Source organism: Phocaeicola sartorii JCM 17136 = DSM 21941 (assembly GCF_054653615.1).
Genome location: NZ_BAAIFW010000005.1, coordinates 1,725,598 through 1,745,506, shown reverse-complemented (window position 1 = coordinate 1,745,506; position 19,909 = coordinate 1,725,598). Strand labels below are relative to the sequence as shown.

General features: G+C 42.9%; 20 protein-coding genes. 11 read left to right on the top strand and 9 right to left on the bottom strand.

Translation table 11 applies throughout. From position 1 onward, the window contains the following. Positions 1-34: 34 nt before the first annotated feature. The 5 genes from ACYQ0C_RS07310 to ACYQ0C_RS07290 form a co-directional block, all read right to left on the bottom strand. Positions 35-928 carry a glucosaminidase domain-containing protein gene (locus tag ACYQ0C_RS07310; protein ID WP_025077089.1) on the bottom strand — a complete coding sequence of 298 codons (894 nt, stop codon included), beginning with the start codon at positions 926-928 and terminating at the stop codon, positions 35-37. A 111-nt stretch (positions 929-1,039) separates the two neighbouring features. After that, the gene (locus ACYQ0C_RS07305) at positions 1,040-1,681 is read right to left on the bottom strand and encodes a carbohydrate-binding family 9-like protein (RefSeq protein ID WP_025017928.1); all 642 of its coding nucleotides are present in this window, start codon (positions 1,679-1,681) and stop codon (positions 1,040-1,042) included. 118 nt (positions 1,682-1,799) lie between these two features. Further along, complete coding sequence (locus ACYQ0C_RS07300; protein WP_025077088.1) at positions 1,800-2,348, bottom strand: hypothetical protein; 549 nt, start codon at positions 2,346-2,348, stop codon at positions 1,800-1,802. Positions 2,349-2,370: 22 nt separating this feature from the next. After that, positions 2,371-2,733, bottom strand: a complete 363-nt coding sequence (locus tag ACYQ0C_RS07295) for a hypothetical protein (RefSeq protein ID WP_016276808.1) — start codon at positions 2,731-2,733, stop codon at positions 2,371-2,373. Positions 2,734-2,740: 7 nt separating this feature from the next. After that, a complete protein-coding gene (locus ACYQ0C_RS07290; protein ID WP_016276809.1) occupies positions 2,741-3,277 on the bottom strand; it encodes an RNA polymerase sigma factor in 537 nt (178 codons plus the stop codon). Positions 3,278-3,574: 297 nt separating this feature from the next. Here ACYQ0C_RS07290 and ACYQ0C_RS07285 point away from each other — a divergent pair, with 297 nt between their 5' ends. Beyond that, positions 3,575-4,231, top strand: a complete 657-nt coding sequence (locus tag ACYQ0C_RS07285; protein ID WP_016276810.1) for a DUF4476 domain-containing protein — start codon at positions 3,575-3,577, stop codon at positions 4,229-4,231. A gap of 80 nt (positions 4,232-4,311) precedes the next feature. Here the strand turns inward: ACYQ0C_RS07285 and ACYQ0C_RS07280 are convergent, their stop codons facing one another. Together ACYQ0C_RS07280 and ACYQ0C_RS07275 are read right to left on the bottom strand one after the other, a co-directional pair. Continuing rightward, a complete protein-coding gene (locus ACYQ0C_RS07280) occupies positions 4,312-4,635 on the bottom strand; it encodes a heavy metal-binding domain-containing protein (RefSeq protein ID WP_016276811.1) in 324 nt (107 codons plus the stop codon). 116 nt (positions 4,636-4,751) lie between these two features. Next, positions 4,752-4,898: a hypothetical protein gene (locus tag ACYQ0C_RS07275; protein ID WP_167330609.1), complete on the bottom strand. Its 147-nt coding sequence runs from the start codon at positions 4,896-4,898 to the stop codon at positions 4,752-4,754. A 113-nt stretch (positions 4,899-5,011) separates the two neighbouring features. Between ACYQ0C_RS07275 and ACYQ0C_RS07270 the strand changes: the two genes are divergently transcribed. Further along, the gene (locus ACYQ0C_RS07270; RefSeq protein WP_025017926.1) at positions 5,012-5,491 is read left to right on the top strand and encodes a cytidine deaminase; all 480 of its coding nucleotides are present in this window, start codon (positions 5,012-5,014) and stop codon (positions 5,489-5,491) included. Positions 5,492-5,653: 162 nt separating this feature from the next. Here ACYQ0C_RS07270 and ACYQ0C_RS07265 read toward each other — a convergent pair whose 3' ends face one another. Both ACYQ0C_RS07265 and ACYQ0C_RS07260 read right to left on the bottom strand, forming a co-directional pair. After that, complete coding sequence (locus tag ACYQ0C_RS07265; protein WP_016276813.1) at positions 5,654-7,165, bottom strand: SGNH/GDSL hydrolase family protein; 1,512 nt, start codon at positions 7,163-7,165, stop codon at positions 5,654-5,656. 189 nt (positions 7,166-7,354) lie between these two features. After that, complete coding sequence (locus tag ACYQ0C_RS07260; RefSeq protein ID WP_016276814.1) at positions 7,355-8,974, bottom strand: ABC-F family ATP-binding cassette domain-containing protein; 1,620 nt, start codon at positions 8,972-8,974, stop codon at positions 7,355-7,357. 178 nt (positions 8,975-9,152) lie between these two features. Here ACYQ0C_RS07260 and grpE point away from each other — a divergent pair, with 178 nt between their 5' ends. The 9 genes from grpE (at position 9,153) to ACYQ0C_RS07215 (ending at position 19,896) form a co-directional block, all read left to right on the top strand. After that, a complete protein-coding gene (grpE, locus tag ACYQ0C_RS07255; RefSeq protein WP_016276816.1) occupies positions 9,153-9,773 on the top strand; it encodes a nucleotide exchange factor GrpE in 621 nt (206 codons plus the stop codon). A gap of 19 nt (positions 9,774-9,792) precedes the next feature. Next, on the top strand, positions 9,793-10,968 hold the full coding sequence (dnaJ, locus tag ACYQ0C_RS07250; RefSeq protein WP_016276817.1) for a molecular chaperone DnaJ: 1,176 nt from the start codon (positions 9,793-9,795) through the stop codon (positions 10,966-10,968). 93 nt (positions 10,969-11,061) lie between these two features. After that, entirely contained in the window at positions 11,062-12,348 is a 1,287-nt protein-coding gene (locus ACYQ0C_RS07245; RefSeq protein WP_016276818.1) for a bifunctional folylpolyglutamate synthase/dihydrofolate synthase, read from the top strand. A 94-nt stretch (positions 12,349-12,442) separates the two neighbouring features. After that, positions 12,443-13,537 (top strand): aldose epimerase family protein, encoded by a 1,095-nt coding sequence (locus ACYQ0C_RS07240; protein WP_016276819.1) that lies wholly within the window; start codon positions 12,443-12,445, stop codon positions 13,535-13,537. Between the two features lie 46 nt (positions 13,538-13,583). Beyond that, positions 13,584-14,924 (top strand): MFS transporter, encoded by a 1,341-nt coding sequence (locus ACYQ0C_RS07235; RefSeq protein ID WP_016276820.1) that lies wholly within the window; start codon positions 13,584-13,586, stop codon positions 14,922-14,924. A 45-nt stretch (positions 14,925-14,969) separates the two neighbouring features. Then, on the top strand, positions 14,970-16,124 hold the full coding sequence (gene galK, locus ACYQ0C_RS07230) for a galactokinase (RefSeq protein WP_016276821.1): 1,155 nt from the start codon (positions 14,970-14,972) through the stop codon (positions 16,122-16,124). A 194-nt stretch (positions 16,125-16,318) separates the two neighbouring features. Next, positions 16,319-17,473 (top strand): aldose epimerase family protein, encoded by a 1,155-nt coding sequence (locus ACYQ0C_RS07225; RefSeq protein ID WP_032941901.1) that lies wholly within the window; start codon positions 16,319-16,321, stop codon positions 17,471-17,473. A 26-nt stretch (positions 17,474-17,499) separates the two neighbouring features. Beyond that, complete coding sequence (locus tag ACYQ0C_RS07220) at positions 17,500-19,188, top strand: sodium:solute symporter (protein ID WP_016276823.1); 1,689 nt, start codon at positions 17,500-17,502, stop codon at positions 19,186-19,188. A gap of 30 nt (positions 19,189-19,218) precedes the next feature. Continuing rightward, the gene (locus ACYQ0C_RS07215; protein WP_016276824.1) at positions 19,219-19,896 is read left to right on the top strand and encodes an NUDIX hydrolase; all 678 of its coding nucleotides are present in this window, start codon (positions 19,219-19,221) and stop codon (positions 19,894-19,896) included. Positions 19,897-19,909: the final 13 nt, after the last annotated feature.

Sequence of the window (19,909 nt, the reverse complement as noted above, 5' to 3'; positions counted from 1 at the left end):
ACGTTTTTAAATGTCTGTCACCGCACAATAACGGTTAACGCAAACGCAATATATCACCTACTTTAGGAGAAGGATCCTCCGGTTTCATCTTATTCATCTTATATAAGTTCTTCAGACGAATACCGTATTTCTGAGAAATGGAATACATGGATTCTCCCCCACGAACCACATGAACAATATGTTCCTTATCCGCACGACGATGCTTTTTGTCCAAATAGATAATATCGCCCGGCTTCAGCACATATCCTTTATATAGATCATTGTATTTCCTCAACTTACGTTGGCTGATATCAAACTCTTTAGAAAGTTTTTTTAATGTATCCCCCGGACGTACCACAATATAAAGCAAATCATTAGCCAAATAAGGCTGATGCGGATTTGGAAATTCCTTCATCCACTTTATACCATCCTTAGTGTCGTATTTATGTAGTCCATACAGTTCAATGATATCAATCAAACGATACGCATAGCGAGGATCAGTAGCATATCCTGCTTTCTTCAGTCCATGTGCCCATCCTTTATAATCGGTGATTTTTAACTTAAAAAGAGATGCATAGCGCGAACGTCCTTTCAAGAATTTGGAATGATCTTCGTATGACTCGCGAGGATGCTTATAGGCACGGAAACATTCATTACGGGCATCATCGTCATGCCGTACAGTACGGCCCGTCCAGTCACCACCGCATTTTATACCAAAATGGTTATTGGATTTACGAGCCAAGGTACTTTTTCCCGCCCCTGACTCCAATAGTCCCTGGGCCAAAGTGATGCTGGCAGGAATACGATACCGTCTCATCTCATCGATAGCAAGATCTTTATACTTATGAATATATTCCTCATACTGCCGGTTACGGGTTTGCGCCTCCACGGTGAGATGACATAGACAACAAAACAACCCGACCCATATAAATTTCAACGTATGTTTCATCCTATAGAACTGTTTCAAAATCGCTACTATACTATTTCTTTCGTTATATAATATCACAAACTTAGCATTTTTATCCGGCAGTATGCAATCTTTTTAAATTAATTACGAATTTCATTCAAACTCCAAAAGCCCGAAGAAGTCCGGACGATGAAAATCCGGCTTCTCTATCTTGATCGGATTCCATGATAAGAAATGAGGCTTTTGCAATTCATCCCCACATTTATAAAAATTAGCCCGTATGCTCATTCCATCCAGCCCGGTAATGGCATGTTTAAAAAATACCTTATACGGAATCAGTAAAGCAACCTCCCAGGTACATTCTCCTATCTTTTCTTCAAAAGTTTCTCTACCCAAACTGGCCCAACGTTTCACCTGACCGGTTATTTCAAGAGGAGCCGCTTCACGATCACTACGTTCCGGTCCTGCAGCTAAAAGAACCGTACCGATGCAGTTACATTCCAAATTGTAGTAAATGCCATCTGCGGCAGGAATAGAAAAAAATTCCACACAAGAATCAGTCCATACACTGCCGTTATCTTCACCATATCTGGCACGGACACTATCTTCGGTCACTTTATAATGCAATAATATAGCATCATTTGTATAAGCTATACGAAAAGACACATGAGGCTGATAAGGATATGCTTCCCAGTTCACCCTATCAACAGGATGATACATAATGTTCTCATTATCAAACAAGGCCGGTATCTGTTGCGCATCTTGAACTTTGCCACTTAATTTCTTTACTTTCATCGTATTATTCTTATTGGTTGAATAGCCACTGTTAGCTTCACAAAAATACGCACTTCCCACGAGAAAACAAAATAGTGGCCGCCATAAACAGCAGCCACTTCCCTCATTTCATCCATATTTACTTCTTCACATCGCCCTGCGGCATACGTCTTCTTCCATCAGGTTGTTTTTTCATTCCTTGTCTTCTTTTCATCTCTTTACGGAATTTATCTCCATTGTGTTTCTCCAGATTGTACATTTTCTGAATTTGTTTGGGCGAAAGAAATTTCCGGAATTCATTATAATACTTCTCACGGATATCCAGCATCTTTCTGCTCTGCGCAAATCGTGCCTTAATAGCCTGCTCCACTTCGGCGTCTGTAGGGACCGGTTTGGGAGTCTGTTTATCGGCCGCCGTTCTATTTGCAGCATTCCGGCGAGCTCCCATGTTACGGGTAGCCTGCATTTCTTCCATATATTGTTTATACACCGGAGTAAACTTGGCAGCCGTTGCATCATCCAATGCCAATCCTTTTATAATCTGACTGCACTGCATTTCCTGCATCTGCTCTTTATTCAACTGTTTTCTTTCAGGTCTAGCCCCTTTCTTTTCTTGTGCAAAAAGTGTTACCTGACTTCCCATAAAAATGGCAACCAATACCATTAAAAACTTTTTTGTTCTCATCATTTCATTACTTTTTAGTGATTAATCAATTTATAAATATATCATTCTCAGATAATTCCACCCATTCTGCCAATTCCTCATCGGACATAGATTCTATATAATGATCCATAGCTTCTGAATAGGAATGGTCCAAATCCGCAGAAACAACAAGCGAATGAGAAGGCAACTCCTCTGTCACAGGTCGGGAGGTCGGGAAAAAAACAACTCCTAACATGACAGCCGCAGCAGCTAAAGCAGCCCAGGCAATCCTTCTGACTCTATGCCGCCGGTCAAGCCTCCCAGCCCGAGTACGCTCCAAAACTTGTTTCTGCATTTTCCCGAAAAAGTCATCAGGGGTACGGTAAGGCATCTGCTTACCCATATTCTTAAAATCAAACTCCTTTTCCATACTATCCTTAATTATTTACCATATACTCTTTTATTTTCTCTTTTGCATAGTGATAATTCACTTTCAATGTATCTACCTTCGTATCCGTAATCCGGCTGATTTCCTCATATTCCAGTTCATCATAATAACGAAGGTTGAAAACGATCCGCTGTTTTTCGGGGAGCATCAAGATGGCTTGCTGGAATTTCACCGCCATTTCATTCTCGTAATCCACATAATCGGATGCCATCAACTTATTCATCAACTCTTCCTGAACTTCTTCCGCAGAAACAGCTTGTTCCTTACGCATATTCAGAAATCGGAGACACTCATTGGTCGCTATCCGGTAAATCCATGTCCCCAACGAACTTTCCTCCCTGAACTGGGGAAGATGGCGGAAGATACGGATAAAGACTTCCTGCAAGATGTCCTCCGCATCCTCGTGCGAAACGACCAACCGCCGGATATGCCAATATATGGGCTGTTGAAAATGATCCATCAACAGTTTGAATCCCCGCTCCGGGTGGGAAGCGCATACTTCCCGAATTTTATCTTCGTTTATCATCTGCTCTTCAAATGTTTATAGGTTAGAACCACCTGAGAACAAGAAGTTAAAATTGAGATCTCAGTTTTTACATTAATTATAGATGGCGTTAAAATAATCAATGGCATCTTTTCTGGGAGGATACAACTGAATCCTTCAGAATACAGGTCTGAAACAACCTGCTAATGAACGAATTACGGACTTTAGAAGATTTACTATATAAACAATAGGGAAATCCCTACAAATAAATAGGGGAAAAGATAGAGGAATATACTTTTTCCCGACTTACCTTTGTTGCAAATAGAAAACACAAAAAAGATGAGAAGATTAAATCAAGCATTAGTAGCTTTAGCCATTTGTGCATTGGTCAGCAGTTGCGGTTTGACTGCCAGTAACGCTATCATGAAAGTGCAGAGAGGAATGTCCCAAGAAGAAGTCAGCCAGTTGCTTGGAAGTCCCGATTTCCGTAGATTTGACAACGGTTCGGAACAATGGGAATATACCACAGCCGCAAACAAAGTAATCATTATCGATTTTATAGACGGAATGGTAACAAACATGGATTCTTTTAAAGCCATCGTCACTCCGCCTCCGGTCGCAGTGTGTCCGCCCAATGAAATTATTACGGTAGCCCCACCCAGTCAGCCCGATCATTCCGGTCCCCACAGACCGAGACACAAGGCCATGAATCCACTAGATTTTGAAAACCTTTATAAAAAAGTGAGAAGCAAAGCTTTTAAGGACGACCAGCTGGAATTACTGTCTGTAGGAGTCGTAAACAACTATTTCACCTGTAAACAAACCGCCCGGCTCATGTCCATATTTACATGGGATGATGAAAAGATGAAAGTATTAAGAATGGTTTCCGACCGTATTGTAGACCGTGAAAACGGAAACGAAATCGTCAAAACGCTGGATTCTTTATTTAAGCAAGATGACGCACGTAAAATACTGGGGATCAAGGACAGATGGTAATCCAACCTAAACAGATCATGGACTCACCTGTTGCAATAAGTCTTTAAAAAGAATACTGCAACAGGTATACCTTCTTTCCCTTAATCTTCTATTCTGACAGCCGTTCCGCTTGCGGTCACCATCAGCATACTACCGCTTTCTCCCACGGTTTCATAATCCAAATCCACTCCAACGACAGCATTAGCTCCCCATAAAGCAGCCTGATCCTGCATTTCGCGTAACGCGGTATCTTTGGCCTGACGCAGTACTTCTTCATAAGAACCGGAACGCCCGCCCACAATGTCGCGGATACTGGCGAAAAAATCACGGAACAGATTGGCGCCGATAATGGTTTCACCTGTCACAATGCCATAATATTTGGTTATACGTTTTCCTTCGATGGTAGGTGTTGTTGTTGCTAACATAATCTTTCTCCTTTTTTAGTTATACATACCTGTTAGACGCACAACCCGAGGAAAAGGTTGCAACAAATACTTCCATAGATAAAAAAATGGATTTCCGGCGGATGTCGGATATGCGTTCAGCCTGTGCCGGATATGCGTTCAGCCTGCATGGGAAATGCGTCCGGCAGGCGCTGGACGGTTGAGGCGGCAGGACGCGTAGCCTGACACTTCCGCTTGTGATACATAACGCTTCTAATTGAGCGGCTTTTACCATACCTCTCCATTCCGTCCGTTCTTTTAACGTAATATAAGGCCCTACCGGATGAATTATGCCAACCAATAGTGAGATATTAAAAACAAAACATTACATTTGCAAGAAAACAAACGAGGAGGTACCATGAAACAAATCAAACTGGAAATAACGATAGAAGCACGCCATTATGACGAGCTGACGGAAGAAGACCGTAGACTGATAGACTCTGCATGTGACGCCACCCAAAGAAGCTACGCTCCTTACTCACATTTTTCCGTCGGAGCCGCCGCACTGTTGGAAAATGGCATGGTTATCACCGGAACCAACCAAGAAAACGCAGCCTATCCATCGGGGCTTTGCGCGGAACGCACGACTTTGTTTTATGCCAATTCACAATATCCGGACCAGGCAGTAAGGACACTTGCCATTGCCGCCCGCACAGAGAACGACTTTCTCGACACTCCCATTCCTCCATGCGGAGCCTGCCGGCAAGTCTTATTAGAAACTGAAAAACGATACGGTAAGCCCATGCGGATACTGCTCTATAGCAAGACTGATATTTATATATTAGAAAACGTTGGCGGACTTTTACCTTTATCGTTTGACGGAGATTACCTGAAATGACACCGGCCCTCCGTCTGTGCCGCTTTAAATAGATTATTTTTTTGATGATGCGGATCATGCCGGATTTCTGTCAGCATACAGAGCAGTCGTATTTGACGAAACCGTATCACTTCAACATCATCCGCATCTGAAAAAGAATCTATTGCATTTGCAAACAGGATCTTAATATTGTAAAATAAAGTTCTCAGCCACTTTCAAGAAACGTTCATGACCTTTTTCATTCAGATGGGCAGTATCTGTATTGTGCTTGCTTTTCTGAAAATAGATTTTCCTGAAACGATCACTACTTGCATAAATTCCCCCTTTTCGAGCACTGTCAAAAACAGGAATGCTATAATTTCCACAAACTTCAATCATGGCATCCACCACCTTTTCAGCATCACTTCCTTTAAAATTCTTACAATTCCATCGGGTAAAGAAGAAAATCTTAGCTGTGGGATATTTTTCAATAAGCCCTTCACACAGCATTGCCAGCCTCTCTTTAAAGACATCCATACCGCCAATTGAATCCAATTTAAAACCATCATTGTGCCCCCCCACTACAATCACATAGTCCAGATCATCCGGCATCTCCTTATATCTTACATACATCGCCTCCCCCCAACGCGGGCTACTATAGGCAATGCTGCTGCCATTCCTGCCATAATTAAAATATTCCATGCCATGTCTTTCGGCAAATTTATAATGCCAGGTATTCTTTACGGATTCCTTATGATTCTTCACATAACTATCTCCGATAATTCCCAAACGCTTTCCTCTCAACCCATCCGTCTGAACGGGATCCCCTTTGATAATTTGTTCCAGCCGCTTATATACCTGCCGCCCCAAATATTCTGCCGAATGTGCCGTGAAATGAAGCCTGTCACTCAGCAGTTCCGCGCCTGACATATCTATCAGGTGCATGTTCGGATCTTCAGCGGCCAGTTGCTTCATCGCATCCTCTACTTCCCTGCTGAAATATTTATTACTCCGGGCAACAGTTCCGAAAATAAAAGGCAGGCGGGAATAGTCCTTCCCCGTTTTTTCAGTCAGATGCGTACGCACATAAGCCACCATCGTTTTCAGATTATGGTAGTAGTCTTTACTTTTAGCATAGTCGCTTTCTCCCTGATGCCAAAGAAATGCATCTATCTGATACCCCTCTTCCAGCCGGGAAAGAGTCTGGTCTATGCACACGTCTATCTCTTGGATGAAAGAAAGCAACAAGGAGTTTCCCCCGTCAGAAGTCGCCTTGGTCTGTGACAGCCATTCAGGATCCGCTGACCAGAAACGTCCCTTGGAAGCATTGTAATCAGGCGCAATGGAGGTTCCGCCAACGGCCCATTTCACCACATAAAACTTCTCCTGCAACAACTGCTCCAACTCATAATATGCCACTGCATCAAAAGCCCACATGTTATTTTTCCCGTTACGTTTGGCACGAGGCCAGAAAGGAACAAATTTTCCTTCCCCGTCATTCTGGGCTATCTGACAATAGCGGTAGGCACCTTCGGCATACGCCAGCGTATCCGTAGCCAACGCTTTAATATATGCCGGCAAATCTTCATTAGAAGTCCGCCCGTCGGTATTGGACTGTCCGGCAGTAATAATCACGTGTACAGGATGAGAAGCTGCCATATTCAAGCTGACGGCAGCAAAGACTAAAATCAAAATCAAGTTTTTCATAAGTATCATTTCACATTTTTAATGTGACGCAAAAGTAATCCAAATCCGAATACAACGACATGGATTATCGTTCATTATCATAGAATTTTGAACTCATTGCGGTTCATAAGGAATAAGAATTGCAGCTAAACCATAAAAAAAGAGCCACAGGGACAACGGTTCCCGGTGGCTCTTTCTTTTTCAGCTCATACTGATCATTTAATTGTCTCCATACATACGTGCACGCATTTCCTTGATATGATCGGAAGTGATGTATTCATCATATTCCATCATCTTATCAATGATGCCATTCGGAGTCAGTTCAATAATGCGGTTCGCCACCGTCTCAATAAATTCGTGGTCATGAGAAGAGAACAGCACATTTCCCTTATACGTCTTCAGATTATTATTGAAAGCCTGAATGGATTCCAAGTCCAAATGATTGGTCGGAGTATCCAGAATCAGACAATTCGCATTGCGCAACTGCATACGGGCAATCATACAACGCATCTTTTCACCTCCGGAAAGCACATTCACTTTCTTCAGCACCTCTTCTCCCGAGAATAACATTCGTCCCAGGAAACCTTTCATATAGACTTCGTTGCCTTCACCAAACTGGCTCAGCCAATCGACCAAATTCAAATCACTTTCAAAAAATTCCGTATTATCTACCGGCAAATAAGCCGTGGTAATAGTAACTCCCCATGCATATTTACCGGCCTGCGGAGCACGGTTTCCATTGATTATCTCAAAGAAAGCAGTCATGGCACGCGGATCACGGCTCAAAAAGACAATCTTATCTCCTTTCTCTACGTTGAAATTCACATCATTGAACAACACCATGCCATCTTCAGTTTCCGCACGCAAGCCGGATACTTCCAAGATCTGATTGCCCGGTTCACGATCCGGAGTAAAGATGATACCGGGATACTTACGGGAAGACGGCTTGATTTCATCTACATTCAGTTTCTCCAACATCTTCTTACGGCTGGTTGTCTGCTTGCTCTTAGCCACATTGGCGCTAAAGCGGCGGATAAATTCTTCCAACTCTTTCTTTTTCTCTTCCGCTTTCGCCTTCTGGTTCTGCTGCTGGCGAAGTGCCAACTGGCTTGATTCATACCAGAAGCTATAGTTACCGGCAAACATGTTCACTTTACCGAAATCGATATCCACAGTATGGGTACAAACTGAATCCAGGAAGTGACGGTCATGGCTTACCACCAACACCGTATGTTCGAAATTTGAAAGATATTCCTCCAGCCAAGTCACCGTATCCATGTCCAAGTCATTGGTAGGCTCATCCAACAACAGATTATCAGGGTTACCATAAAGCGCCTGTGCCAGCATGACACGCACCTTTTCCTTACCGCTCAAGTCACCCACCAACATATAGTGCTTGTCTTCCTTAATGCCCAATCCGCTCAACAAAGAAGCGGCATCACTCTCGGCATTCCAGCCATCCAGCTCGGCAAACTTTTCTTCCAGTTCGGAAACTTTCAAGCCATCTTCATCTGTAAAATCAGTCTTCGCATACAGTTCCTCACGCTGTTTCATAATGTCCCACAGCACAGTGTGTCCCATCATAACCGTATCCATGACTGTATATTCATCCCACTTGAAGTGATCCTGACTCAATACGGACAGACGCTCGCCCGGTCCTAATGTCACCGAACCCTTAGTCGGTTCCAGCTCACCTGAAATCGCTTTCAAGAAAGTAGATTTTCCGGCGCCGTTCGCACCGATAACCCCGTAAATATTACCATTGGTAAACTTCATATTTACGTCATTATACAACACTCTTTTACCAAATTGAATGGCCAAGTTCGAAACTGTAATCATCCTAATATACCTTATTTATATAGTTATTCTATTTTTGAGGTTGCAAAGGTAGGCATTTTAATTCAGAAAAGTATGTCAGTGTGGCAGAAATTCCGTACTTTTGCAAAATTATCACTCAAAGGAAACAAGCAGGCATGGAATTTGTTAGCAATAAATGAACCTAAAACCCCTGACTGTTATGAGTAAAAACAAGAAAAACAAAAAGTTTAATAAGAATATGAACCCAACAGAGAAGAACCAGCCTCAAGACGAGGAAGTTTTGAAAAATCAGGAAGCGGCAGAAGCTGCCATCGATGAAGAAACTCAGAAAGAAGCGGCCGAAGAACTGGACGCTGAAGAGAAGGTGAGCAAGGAATTGGCGGAAGCTCAGAAAACAATAGAAGAGCAGCATGACAAATACCTGCGTCTTTCAGCCGAATTTGACAATTACCGCAAACGCACCATGAAGGAGAAAGCGGAATTGATTAAGAATGGCGGAGAAAAGACCATTACTGCCATTCTCCCTGTTCTGGATGATCTGGAGCGTGCTATAAAGACTTCAGAAACTTCGGATGACGTAAAAGCCATGCGTGAAGGAATCGAATTGATCTACAACAAATTCCTGAAAGTATTGAACCAGGAAGGACTTCAGAAAATAGAAACTGACGGTGAAGATTTTGACACCGACTATCACGAAGCCATCGCATTAGTCCCGGCTCCTTCGGAAGACAAGAAAGGAAAAATTCTGGACTGCGTGCAAACCGGTTACAAACTGAATGACAAAGTAATACGCCACGCCAAAGTAGTAGTGGCCCAATAAAACAGTATCATAAAACAACATGGCAAAAAGAGACTATTACGAAGTTCTGGAGGTGGACAAAACAGCCACCCTCGATGTTATAAAAAAGGCATACCGTAAAAAAGCGATACAATATCATCCGGACAAAAATCCGGGAGATAAAGAAGCGGAAGAGAAATTCAAGGAAGCCGCCGAAGCATACGACGTGTTGAGCAATCCGGACAAACGAGCCCGTTATGACCAATTCGGACATGCGGGTATGAGCGGAGCTGCCGGTGGCGGTTTTGAAGGATTCGGACAAGGCATGTCTATGGATGACATATTCTCTATGTTCGGCGATATTTTCGGCGGACGCGGAGGAGGTTTCGGAGGCTTTGGAGGTTTCGGAGGCGGCGGACGTTCCGCACAACGCAGATTCCGTGGCTCAGACCTCCGCGTAAAAGTAAAACTGAACTTAAAAGAGATTTCTACGGGAGTAGAAAAGAAATTCAAACTGAAAAAGTACGTCACATGTGACCATTGCCATGGTTCAGGAGCCGAAGGAGAAGGAGGAACGGAAACGTGTCCCACTTGTCATGGAACGGGAAGTATTACCCGTACCCAGCAAAGCATCTTCGGAATGGTACAATCGCAAAGCGTATGTCCGCAATGTAACGGAGAAGGAAAAATCATCAAGAACAAATGTAAAGTTTGCTCGGGAGAAGGTATCGTATATGGAGAGGAAGTGGTGGAAGTGAAAATTCCTGCCGGTGTAGCTGAAGGTATGCAACTTTCGGTCAATGGTAAAGGAAATGCAGGCAAGCACAACGGTGTTCCCGGTGATTTGCTTGTAGTCATCGAGGAAGAATCTCATCCGGACTTGATACGTGACGAGAACGATCTGATTTACAATCTGTTGTTAAGTATCCCGACAGCCGCTTTAGGAGGTACGGTGGAGATACCTACTATTGACAGTAAAGTAAAAGTAAAAATAGAACCGGGCACTCAGCCTGGCAAGGTTTTACGTTTAAGAGGCAAAGGATTACCCAATGTCAATAGTTATGGCTACAGTAATGGTACGGGTGATTTATTAGTCAATGTAAGCGTGTATGTTCCTGAGACGTTGAACAAAGATGAGAAACAAGCACTAGAGAAAATGCAGGAATCGGATAATTTCAAACCGAATACAAGCATTAAAGAAAAAATATTCAAGAAGTTCAAAAACTTCTTCGATTAGTCCTACACCGCGGAGTGTTACAAAGGAGTACCAGGGAGATATAAGACCTTGGTATTCCTTTATAACACTCCGCGGCAAATAAAAACATTCGCTATGAATTACGAAGAAACACTGGATTATTTATACAATAGCGCCCCACTATTCCAGCATATAGGCAAGGATGCATACAAAGCAGGATTAGAAAACACTTATCTTCTAGATGAATATTTCAATCATCCCCACCGCCAGTTCCGAACCATCCATATAGCCGGGACTAATGGAAAAGGCTCTTGTTCGCACACGTTGGCTGCCATCCTGCAATCAGCCGGATATAAGACAGGACTCTACACATCACCGCACCTGATAGATTTCCGTGAGCGAATCCGTGTTGACGGAATTCCTGCATCCAAAGAATATGTGATAGACTTTGTAGAGAAGCACCGTACTTTCTTCGAACCTTTACATCCCTCTTTCTTTGAACTGACTACCGCAATGGCTTTTCACTATTTTGCCCGAGAACAAGTAGATGTAGCCATTATAGAAGTGGGACTGGGAGGACGGATGGATTGCACAAATATCATCCGGCCGGATTTGTGCATCATTACCAATATCAGTTTTGATCATGTACAATTTTTAGGCAACACTTTAGAAAAAATAGCTGGAGAAAAGGCTGGAATCATCAAAGAAAATATTCCGGTAGTTATTGGCGAAACAACTCCTGAAACCAAACCGGTATTCATGGCCCGCGCCAAAGAGGTAAACGCCCCCATCTACTTTGCAGAAGAAGAACAATTATTACAGACTTCCTGCATAGACGAAGAAGGGAAGCAAATCTATCAGACTGTCGATTATGCAAATCTGGAAGGAGAATTGGGAGGACTATGCCAATTAAAAAACACCCAGACACTTCTATCCGCCATTCGCCGATTGAAACAGACAGGCTATCAATTCACGGAAGAGAATATACGTAAAGGATTTTCACAAGTATGCGAACTTACCGGTCTGATGGGAAGATGGCAGAAATTAGAGCATAAACCAACTTTAATTTGTGACACAGGGCATAATGTAGGAGGCATTTCGTATATCGTAGAACAGTTAAGACATCAAAAATACGAACAGTTACACATCGTAATAGGTATGGTAAACGACAAAGATATCAGCGGAGTATTAGCCATGCTTCCCCAAGATGCCATGTACTATTTTACCAAAGCCAGTGTAAAACGTGCCTTACCCGAAAAAGAACTGCAAGATTTAGCTTTGCAATCCGGATTACACGGAAACACCTATCCCGATGTAAAAACAGCCATAGCGGCCGCTAAAAAGAAAGCAAACAAAAATGACTTTATTTTTGTTGGAGGGAGCAGCTTTATCGTGGCTGATTTATTAAAATTTCACGTTTAGCGCATTCACTTTTCTATAAAAAGTTTGGGAATACCGAAGAAAATCTTTTTATTTGCATTAGTTTTATACATACAATAAAAAGATTTTCAATAACATGATAAACACATCTACTTCCGATGAGAATTTATGCGGCCTGAAACGGGCCGATTTTCAGACAACAGTGAACGGGAAACAAACAGACCTTTTCATACTGAAAAATGAGAACGGCACTGAAATCGCTGTTACCAACTATGGTGGAGCCGTATTGGCTATTATGGTTCCGGACAAAAATGGTAAATACGCCAATGTCATTCAAGGACATGACAGTATAGAACATGTAATCAATAGCCACGAACCTTTCCTCAGCACCCTTATCGGCCGTTACGGCAACCGTATAGCAGGAGGCAAATTCACTCTGGAGGGGAAAGAGTATTCACTGACAGTCAACAATGGTCCCAACTCGCTACACGGTGGTCCCACAGGATTCCATGCCCGTGTTTGGGACGCAGAACAGGAAACACCTCAAAGTTTGAAATTGCATTATCTGTCTGCTGATGGCGAAGAGGGATTTCCGGGAAATCTGGACATCAACGTAACATATACTTTAAGTAATCAAAATGAGTTTATCATTACTTATAGTGCAACAACAGACAAAACGACTCTGGTAAATCTCACCCACCACGGTTTCTTCAGCCTATCAGGCATTGCCAACCCTACGGCAACCGTTGACAACAACATCGTAACCATCCATGCTGATTTCTATACTCCGATAGACAATGTGTCAATCCCTACAGGCGAAATCGCCAAAGTAGAAGGCACCCCTATGGATTTCCGTACTCCCCAAAGAGTAGACAGCCGAATCAATGATAAATTCGAGCAGCTAGAGTTTGGTGCAGGCTATGACCACTGTTATGTACTGAACAAACATGAACAAGGCACCTTGAGTTTCGCTGCAAAATGTGTAGAACCCGAAAGCGGTCGCAGCATGGAGGTCTATACCACAGAGCCAGGTGTACAAGTCTATACCTCAAACTGGCATAATGGTTTCGAGGGAGCTCATGGAGCAACTTTCCCGGCAAGAAGTGCTATTTGTTTTGAAGCACAGCATTTTCCAGACACTCCCAACAAGGGACATTTCCCTTCTTGTGTGCTGCATCCGGGAGAAACATACAACCAAGTAACGATCTACAAGTTCGGTGTAGAAAAATAATTTTATGAAATAACCTAATTTATAAACTTATAATTTTTTCAAAATCATGAATCAACAAAAACAGAACGGTAATATCATCGCTATCATTACAATGTTTTTTCTTTTCGCGATGATTTCCTTCGTAACCAATCTTGCTGCGCCCTTCGGCACAATATGGAAGAACCAATATGCAGGCGCCAATACTTTGGGTATGATGGGAAATATGATGAACTTCCTTGCATACTTGTTTATGGGTATCCCTTCAGGCAATATGCTTGTAAAAATCGGATATAAAAAGACAGCCCTGATTGCTATGGCAGTGGGGTTCATCGGTCTGTTCATCCAGTATATTTCCAGTTTATTCGGTGCAGATATAAACGTATTCAATTTAGGAGAATATGCCATTAAGATGAACTTCATCATCTATTTACTTGGTGCTTTTGTCTGCGGCTTCTGTGTATGTATGTTGAACACTGTAGTCAACCCGATGCTCAACCTTTTAGGAGGTGGCGGCAACAAGGGCAACCAGCTGATTCAGGCCGGTGGTGCTTTAAACTCATTGTCCGGTACTTTGACTCCGCTTTTTGTAGGTGCTCTGATTGGTTCGGTTACTCCCCAGACAGCCATGTCGGATGTGGCTCCTCTGCTATTCATCGCAATGGGTGTATTCGTATCAGCATTTATCGCTCTTTCATTCATCGCCATTCCGGAACCTCATCTTAGAAAAGCAGGCCATGAGAAAGAAAAATTCTCTCATAGTCCTTGGAACTTCCGTCATACTGTATTAGGCGTTATCGGTATCTTTGTATATGTAGGTATCGAAATCGGTATTCCGGGCACATTGAATTTCTACCTTGCCGACCCAACAGAAAAAGGTGCGGGTCTGGTTGCCAACGGTGCCGCTATTGGTGGAGCTATCGCTGCCATTTATTGGTTACTTATGTTGGTGGGACGTTCTGCAAGTAGCATCATCAGTGGTAAAGTAGCTACACGCACACAATTAATCGTTGTTTCCGCAACAGCCATCTTCTTTATATTAATTGCCATATTTACTCCTAAAGAAATCACCGTTTCTATGCCTGGATACAGTGTGGAAAATGGATTTGAAATGGCATCCGTACCGGTCAGCGCCCTATTCTTGGTACTTTGCGGTTTATGTACGTCCATCATGTGGGGAGGTATCTTTAACCTTGCTGTAGAAGGTTTGGGCAAATACACCGCACAAGCCTCAGGTATTTTCATGATGATGGTTGTCGGTGGCGGTATATTCCCGTTATTGCAACAGTTCATTTCTGACGCAGTAGGATATATGGCCAGCTATTGGTTGATTATCGCCTTGCTTGCCTATTTGCTGTTCTACGGCTTGATAGGATGCAAGAACGTGAACAAAGACATTCCTGTAGAATAATCATATAAACATTATATATAGTATTAACTTTAAACTATTAATATCATGGACATAGAATACGTAAGAAGTCGCTTCATCAAGCATTTTGATGGTACAACAGGTTCAGTATATGCATCCCCCGGACGTATTAACCTTATTGGAGAACACACCGACTATAACGGTGGTTTCGTATTCCCCGGAGCAGTAGATAAAGGTATGATTGCAGAAATCAAACCAAACGGTACAGATAAGGTACGTGCCTATTCTATAGATTTGAAAGACTACGTAGAATTCGGTTTGAACGAAGAGGATGCCCCCAAAGCCAGCTGGGCAAGATATATTTTCGGTGTTTGCCGTGAAATGATCAAACGCGGTGTAGACGTAAAAGGTTTCGACACTGCTTTTGCAGGTGATGTGCCTCTGGGTGCGGGTATGTCTTCATCGGCTGCATTGGAAAGTACGTATGCTTTCGCTATCAACGAACTTTTCGGTGACAACAAAATAGATAAATTCGAATTGGCTAAAGTGGGTCAGGCAACAGAACATAATTACTGTGGTGTAAATTGCGGTATCATGGACCAATTTGCTTCTGTATTCGGAAAAGAAGGCAGCTTGATCCGTCTGGATTGCCGTTCTTTGGAATATCAATACTTCCCGTTCAAACCGGAAGGTTACCGATTGGTATTGGTTGACTCGGTAGTTAAACACGAATTGGCTTCTTCTGCTTATAACAAACGTCGCCAAAGCTGTGAAGCCGCTGTAGCTGCTATCCAGAAAAAACATCCTCATGTAGAATTCTTGCGTGACTGTACAATGGAAATGTTACAGGAGGCAAAAGCTGATATCAGTGAAGAAGACTATATGCGTGCAGAATATGTTATTGAAGAAATCCAGCGCGTACTCGATGTTTGCGATGCTTTGGAAAGAGGTGACTACGAAACTGTAGGTCAAAAGATGTATGAAACTCACTATGGCATGAGCAAATTGTATGAAGTAAGCTGCGAAGAACTTGACTTCCTGAATGATATTGCATTTGACTGTGGTGTTACCGGCTCACGCGTCATGGGCGGAGGTTTCGGCGGATGTACAATCAACTTGGTTAAAAACGAACTATACGAAACATTCATCACTACTGCCAAAGAAAGATTCAAAGAAAAATTCGGCAGAAGCCCGAAGGTTTACGATGTAGTCATTAGCGACGGTTCTCGTAAACTGGTATAAAAGATATCTCAAATTCGCCTGCATATAAAAACCGCTCTGAGTTCAGGGCGGTTTTTTTCTTCCTTATACTATAAAAGTGTATTTCCTACACTTTTATGTTACATAACATACTCTTTTCATATCCAACGTATTAGTAATAGTGTTACTTTTACACCCAAATCATATATCCTATTACTAATTAGTACTTTTATATCATGAAAAGCATGAAGAAAACCTTTTTGGGAACCGGTATCGCACTGACCTTGTTTAGTGCTTGCGCTCCCAAACAATCACAAGAGACACTTACAAAGTCCGGATTGAATCCCACTAATTATGAAACCATGGTGGACGGTACAAAACCTGTCAAACTGTACACGCTGAAAAATACCGCCGGAATGGAAGTGTGTGTAACCAACTTCGGCGGACGTATTGTGTCGATCCTGGTTCCCGATAAAAATGGAGAGATGAAAGACGTAGTGCTGGGTTTCGACAGCATTGCTGATTACCAAAACATCCCCAGCGACTTTGGCGCTTCTATCGGACGCTATGCCAACCGTATTAATAAAGGAATCATAGTAATAGACGGAGAAACCATCCAGCTTCCTCAAAATAATTTCGGCCACTGTCTGCATGGAGGTCCCGAAGGATGGCAATACCAAGTGTACGAAGCAAACCAGTTAAACGACAGTACCATGACCCTGACCATGAAGTCACCGGATGGAGACGCAAACTTTCCGGGGAATGTCACCGCTACCGTTACCTACGCACTGAGTGGTGACAATGCCATCGACATAAACTATGAAGCAACAACTGACAAAAAGACGGTGATCAATATGACCAACCACTCTTACTTCAACTTGAGTGGAAATCCAGCCAATCCGGCCACTGACCATATTCTGTATGTAAATGCCGATAGCATCACTCCGGTTAACAGCACATTCATGACTACCGGAGAAATGACAGCGGTAGCAAAAACTCCATTTGACTTCAACACTCCCAAAACCATCGCCCCCGATGTGACTGACTTTGAAAACGAACAAGTGAAATTTGGTAACGGTTTCGACCACAACTGGGTACTTAACACGAAAGGCGACATCAACCAGCTGGCAGCCAAACTGACCAGTCCTGCCAGCGGCATCACTTTGGAAGTATATACCAACGAACCGGGAATACAGGTTTACACAGGCAATTTCCTGGACGGAACCGTAAAAGGGAAAAAAGGAATTACTTATCCGCAACGCGCATCTGTCTGCCTGGAAACACAGCATTATCCGGACAGTCCCAACAAAGCACAATGGCCCTCTGTCATTCTGGAACCGGGACAAACCTATCGCAGCCAATGCATCTTTAAATTTGGTATAGAGAAATAATTGTTAAACTTAAAATATTTAAAAACGTGGGAACACTAGATTGGATTGTTATTGCCGCTTTTTTCCTGGCATTAATAGGAATTATCATCTGGGTAGTAAGCCAGAAACAAAATGACTCAGCAGACTACTTTTTAGGAGGTAGAGATGCTACATGGATTGCTATCGGTGCATCTATTTTCGCATCAAACATTGGCTCGGAACACTTGATCGGTCTGGCAGGAGCCGGTGCTTCAAGCGGTATGGCCATGGCACACTGGGAAATCCAGGGATGGATGATTTTGATACTTGGTTGGGTCTTTGTACCTTTCTATACACGAAGCATGGTTTATACGATGCCGGAATTTCTGGAACGTCGCTACAACCCTCAGTCACGTACCATTCTGTCCATCATTTCATTGGTCAGCTATGTCTTGACTAAAGTTGCCGTAACTGTATATGCAGGCGGCCTGGTATTCCAGCAGGTATTCGGTATCAAGGAACTTTGGGGAATTGATTTCTTCTGGATCGCAGCTATCGGGCTGGTACTGCTGACTGCCCTTTATACCATCTTCGGAGGTATGAAATCAGTACTTTATACTTCTGTTTTGCAAACTCCTATCCTGCTGTTGGGCTCATTAGTGATTCTGGTACTTGGTTTCAAAGAACTGGGTGGCTGGGATGAAATGATCCGAATTTGTGGCGCTGTCACAGTGAATGATTACGGTGATTCAATGACGAACCTTATTCGTAGCAATGCCGACCCGAATTTCCCTTGGCTGGGTGCTCTGATTGGTTCTTCTATCATTGGTTTCTGGTACTGGTGTACCGACCAGTTCATTGTGCAACGTGTATTATCCGGTAAGAATGAAAAAGAAGCACGCCGTGGTACTATTTTTGGTGCCTATTTGAAATTGCTTCCTGTATTCTTGTTCCTGATTCCGGGTATGATTGCTTTCGCATTGCATCAGAAATATATAGGTGACGGTGGTTTCTTGCCGATGCTTGCTAACGGAAATCCCAATGCCGATGCCGCATTCCCAACTTTGGTGGCTAAATTGCTGCCTGCCGGAATGAAAGGATTGGTGGTATGTGGTATCCTTGCTGCCTTGATGAGTTCATTGGCTTCTTTATTCAACTCTTCAGCAATGCTGTTCACCATCGACTTCTACAAGAGATTCAAGCCTCAGACTTCTGAAAAGAAACTGGTTCTTATCGGTCAGATGGCTACCGTTGTAATTGTTATTCTAGGTATTCTGTGGATTCCTATCATGCGTTCTGTAGGTGATGTACTTTATACTTATCTGCAAGATGTTCAGTCTGTATTGGCTCCGGGTATTGCGGCAGCTTTCTTACTGGGTATCTGTTGGAAACGTACTTCTTCCCAAGGGGGTATGTGGGGATTGTTATCAGGTATGATTATCGGTCTGACCCGTCTGGGTGCCAAAGTTTATTATAGCAATGTGACAGATGCCAGCGACAGTATTTTCAAATACCTGTTCTACGATATGAACTGGCTGTTCTTCTGCGGATGGATGTTCCTTTTCTGTATGATTGTCGTCATTTTAGTCAGCCTTTCAACAGAAGCTCCTTCTACTGAAAAGATCCAAGGATTGGTTTTCGGCACCTCAACTCCGGAACAAAAAGCCGCCACACGTGCAAGCTGGGATCATTGGGATATTATTCACTCGGTTATCATCCTGGGTATAACAGCGGCATTCTACTGGTACTTCTGGTAAAAAAACAACTCAATCTAAAAACCAACTCAAATGACCACCTATTATAACATAAATCCTAAATTCTATGTATCTGTGGACTGTATCATTTTCGGTTTTGACGAAGGAGAACTAAAGCTGCTTCTGCTAAAACGAAATTTTGAGCCGGCCATGGGAAAATGGTCTTTGATGGGAGGATTCGTACAAGAGGACGAAAGTGTAGATGCTGCTGCGAAACGAGTTTTGTCTGAACTGACCGGACTTGAAAATGTATATATGGAACAAGTCGGTACCTTCGGAGACCTGGAACGTGATCCGGGAGAACGAGTGATATCAGTAGCCTACTACGCTTTGGTCAATGTAAATGAATATGACAGAGGACTCGTACAACAGCACAATGCCTATTGGACAAAAATAGACGAATTGCCACAACTCATATTCGACCACCCGATCATGATTTCTAAAGCACGTGAGCTGATGAAGCACAAAGCGTCATACAATCCCATCGGTTTTAACTTGTTGCCCGAATTGTTCACTCTGACCCAGCTGCAAAATCTGTATGAAGCAATCTATGGCGAACCGATGGACAAACGGAATTTCCGCAAACGGGTAGCCGAAATGGATTTCATAGAAAAAACAGATTTAATAGATAAATCAGGCTCCCGGCGAGGTGCTTATCTTTATAAATTTAACGATAAGGCCTACAAAAAGGATCCGAAATTCAAACTTTAAAAAAGGTGTCAAT

Coding starts and splice junctions, on each gene's coding strand:
- ACYQ0C_RS07215 (WP_016276824.1), top strand. CDS start 19,219: ATGACCACCTATTATAACATAAATCCTAAATTCTATGTATCTGTGGAC.
- dnaJ (WP_016276817.1), top strand. CDS start 9,793: ATGGCAAAAAGAGACTATTACGAAGTTCTGGAGGTGGACAAAACAGCC.
- ACYQ0C_RS07295 (WP_016276808.1), bottom strand. CDS start 2,733: ATGGAAAAGGAGTTTGATTTTAAGAATATGGGTAAGCAGATGCCTTAC.
- ACYQ0C_RS07290 (WP_016276809.1), bottom strand. CDS start 3,277: ATGATAAACGAAGATAAAATTCGGGAAGTATGCGCTTCCCACCCGGAG.
- ACYQ0C_RS07270 (WP_025017926.1), top strand. CDS start 5,012: ATGAAACAAATCAAACTGGAAATAACGATAGAAGCACGCCATTATGAC.
- ACYQ0C_RS07305 (WP_025017928.1), bottom strand. CDS start 1,681: ATGAAAGTAAAGAAATTAAGTGGCAAAGTTCAAGATGCGCAACAGATA.
- ACYQ0C_RS07285 (WP_016276810.1), top strand. CDS start 3,575: ATGAGAAGATTAAATCAAGCATTAGTAGCTTTAGCCATTTGTGCATTG.
- ACYQ0C_RS07300 (WP_025077088.1), bottom strand. CDS start 2,348: ATGATGAGAACAAAAAAGTTTTTAATGGTATTGGTTGCCATTTTTATG.
- ACYQ0C_RS07280 (WP_016276811.1), bottom strand. CDS start 4,635: ATGTTAGCAACAACAACACCTACCATCGAAGGAAAACGTATAACCAAA.
- ACYQ0C_RS07260 (WP_016276814.1), bottom strand. CDS start 8,974: ATGATTACAGTTTCGAACTTGGCCATTCAATTTGGTAAAAGAGTGTTG.
- ACYQ0C_RS07265 (WP_016276813.1), bottom strand. CDS start 7,165: ATGATACTTATGAAAAACTTGATTTTGATTTTAGTCTTTGCTGCCGTC.
- grpE (WP_016276816.1), top strand. CDS start 9,153: ATGAGTAAAAACAAGAAAAACAAAAAGTTTAATAAGAATATGAACCCA.
- galK (WP_016276821.1), top strand. CDS start 14,970: ATGGACATAGAATACGTAAGAAGTCGCTTCATCAAGCATTTTGATGGT.
- ACYQ0C_RS07275 (WP_167330609.1), bottom strand. CDS start 4,898: ATGGAGAGGTATGGTAAAAGCCGCTCAATTAGAAGCGTTATGTATCAC.
- ACYQ0C_RS07240 (WP_016276819.1), top strand. CDS start 12,443: ATGATAAACACATCTACTTCCGATGAGAATTTATGCGGCCTGAAACGG.
- ACYQ0C_RS07235 (WP_016276820.1), top strand. CDS start 13,584: ATGAATCAACAAAAACAGAACGGTAATATCATCGCTATCATTACAATG.
- ACYQ0C_RS07225 (WP_032941901.1), top strand. CDS start 16,319: ATGAAAAGCATGAAGAAAACCTTTTTGGGAACCGGTATCGCACTGACC.
- ACYQ0C_RS07310 (WP_025077089.1), bottom strand. CDS start 928: ATGAAACATACGTTGAAATTTATATGGGTCGGGTTGTTTTGTTGTCTA.
- ACYQ0C_RS07245 (WP_016276818.1), top strand. CDS start 11,062: ATGAATTACGAAGAAACACTGGATTATTTATACAATAGCGCCCCACTA.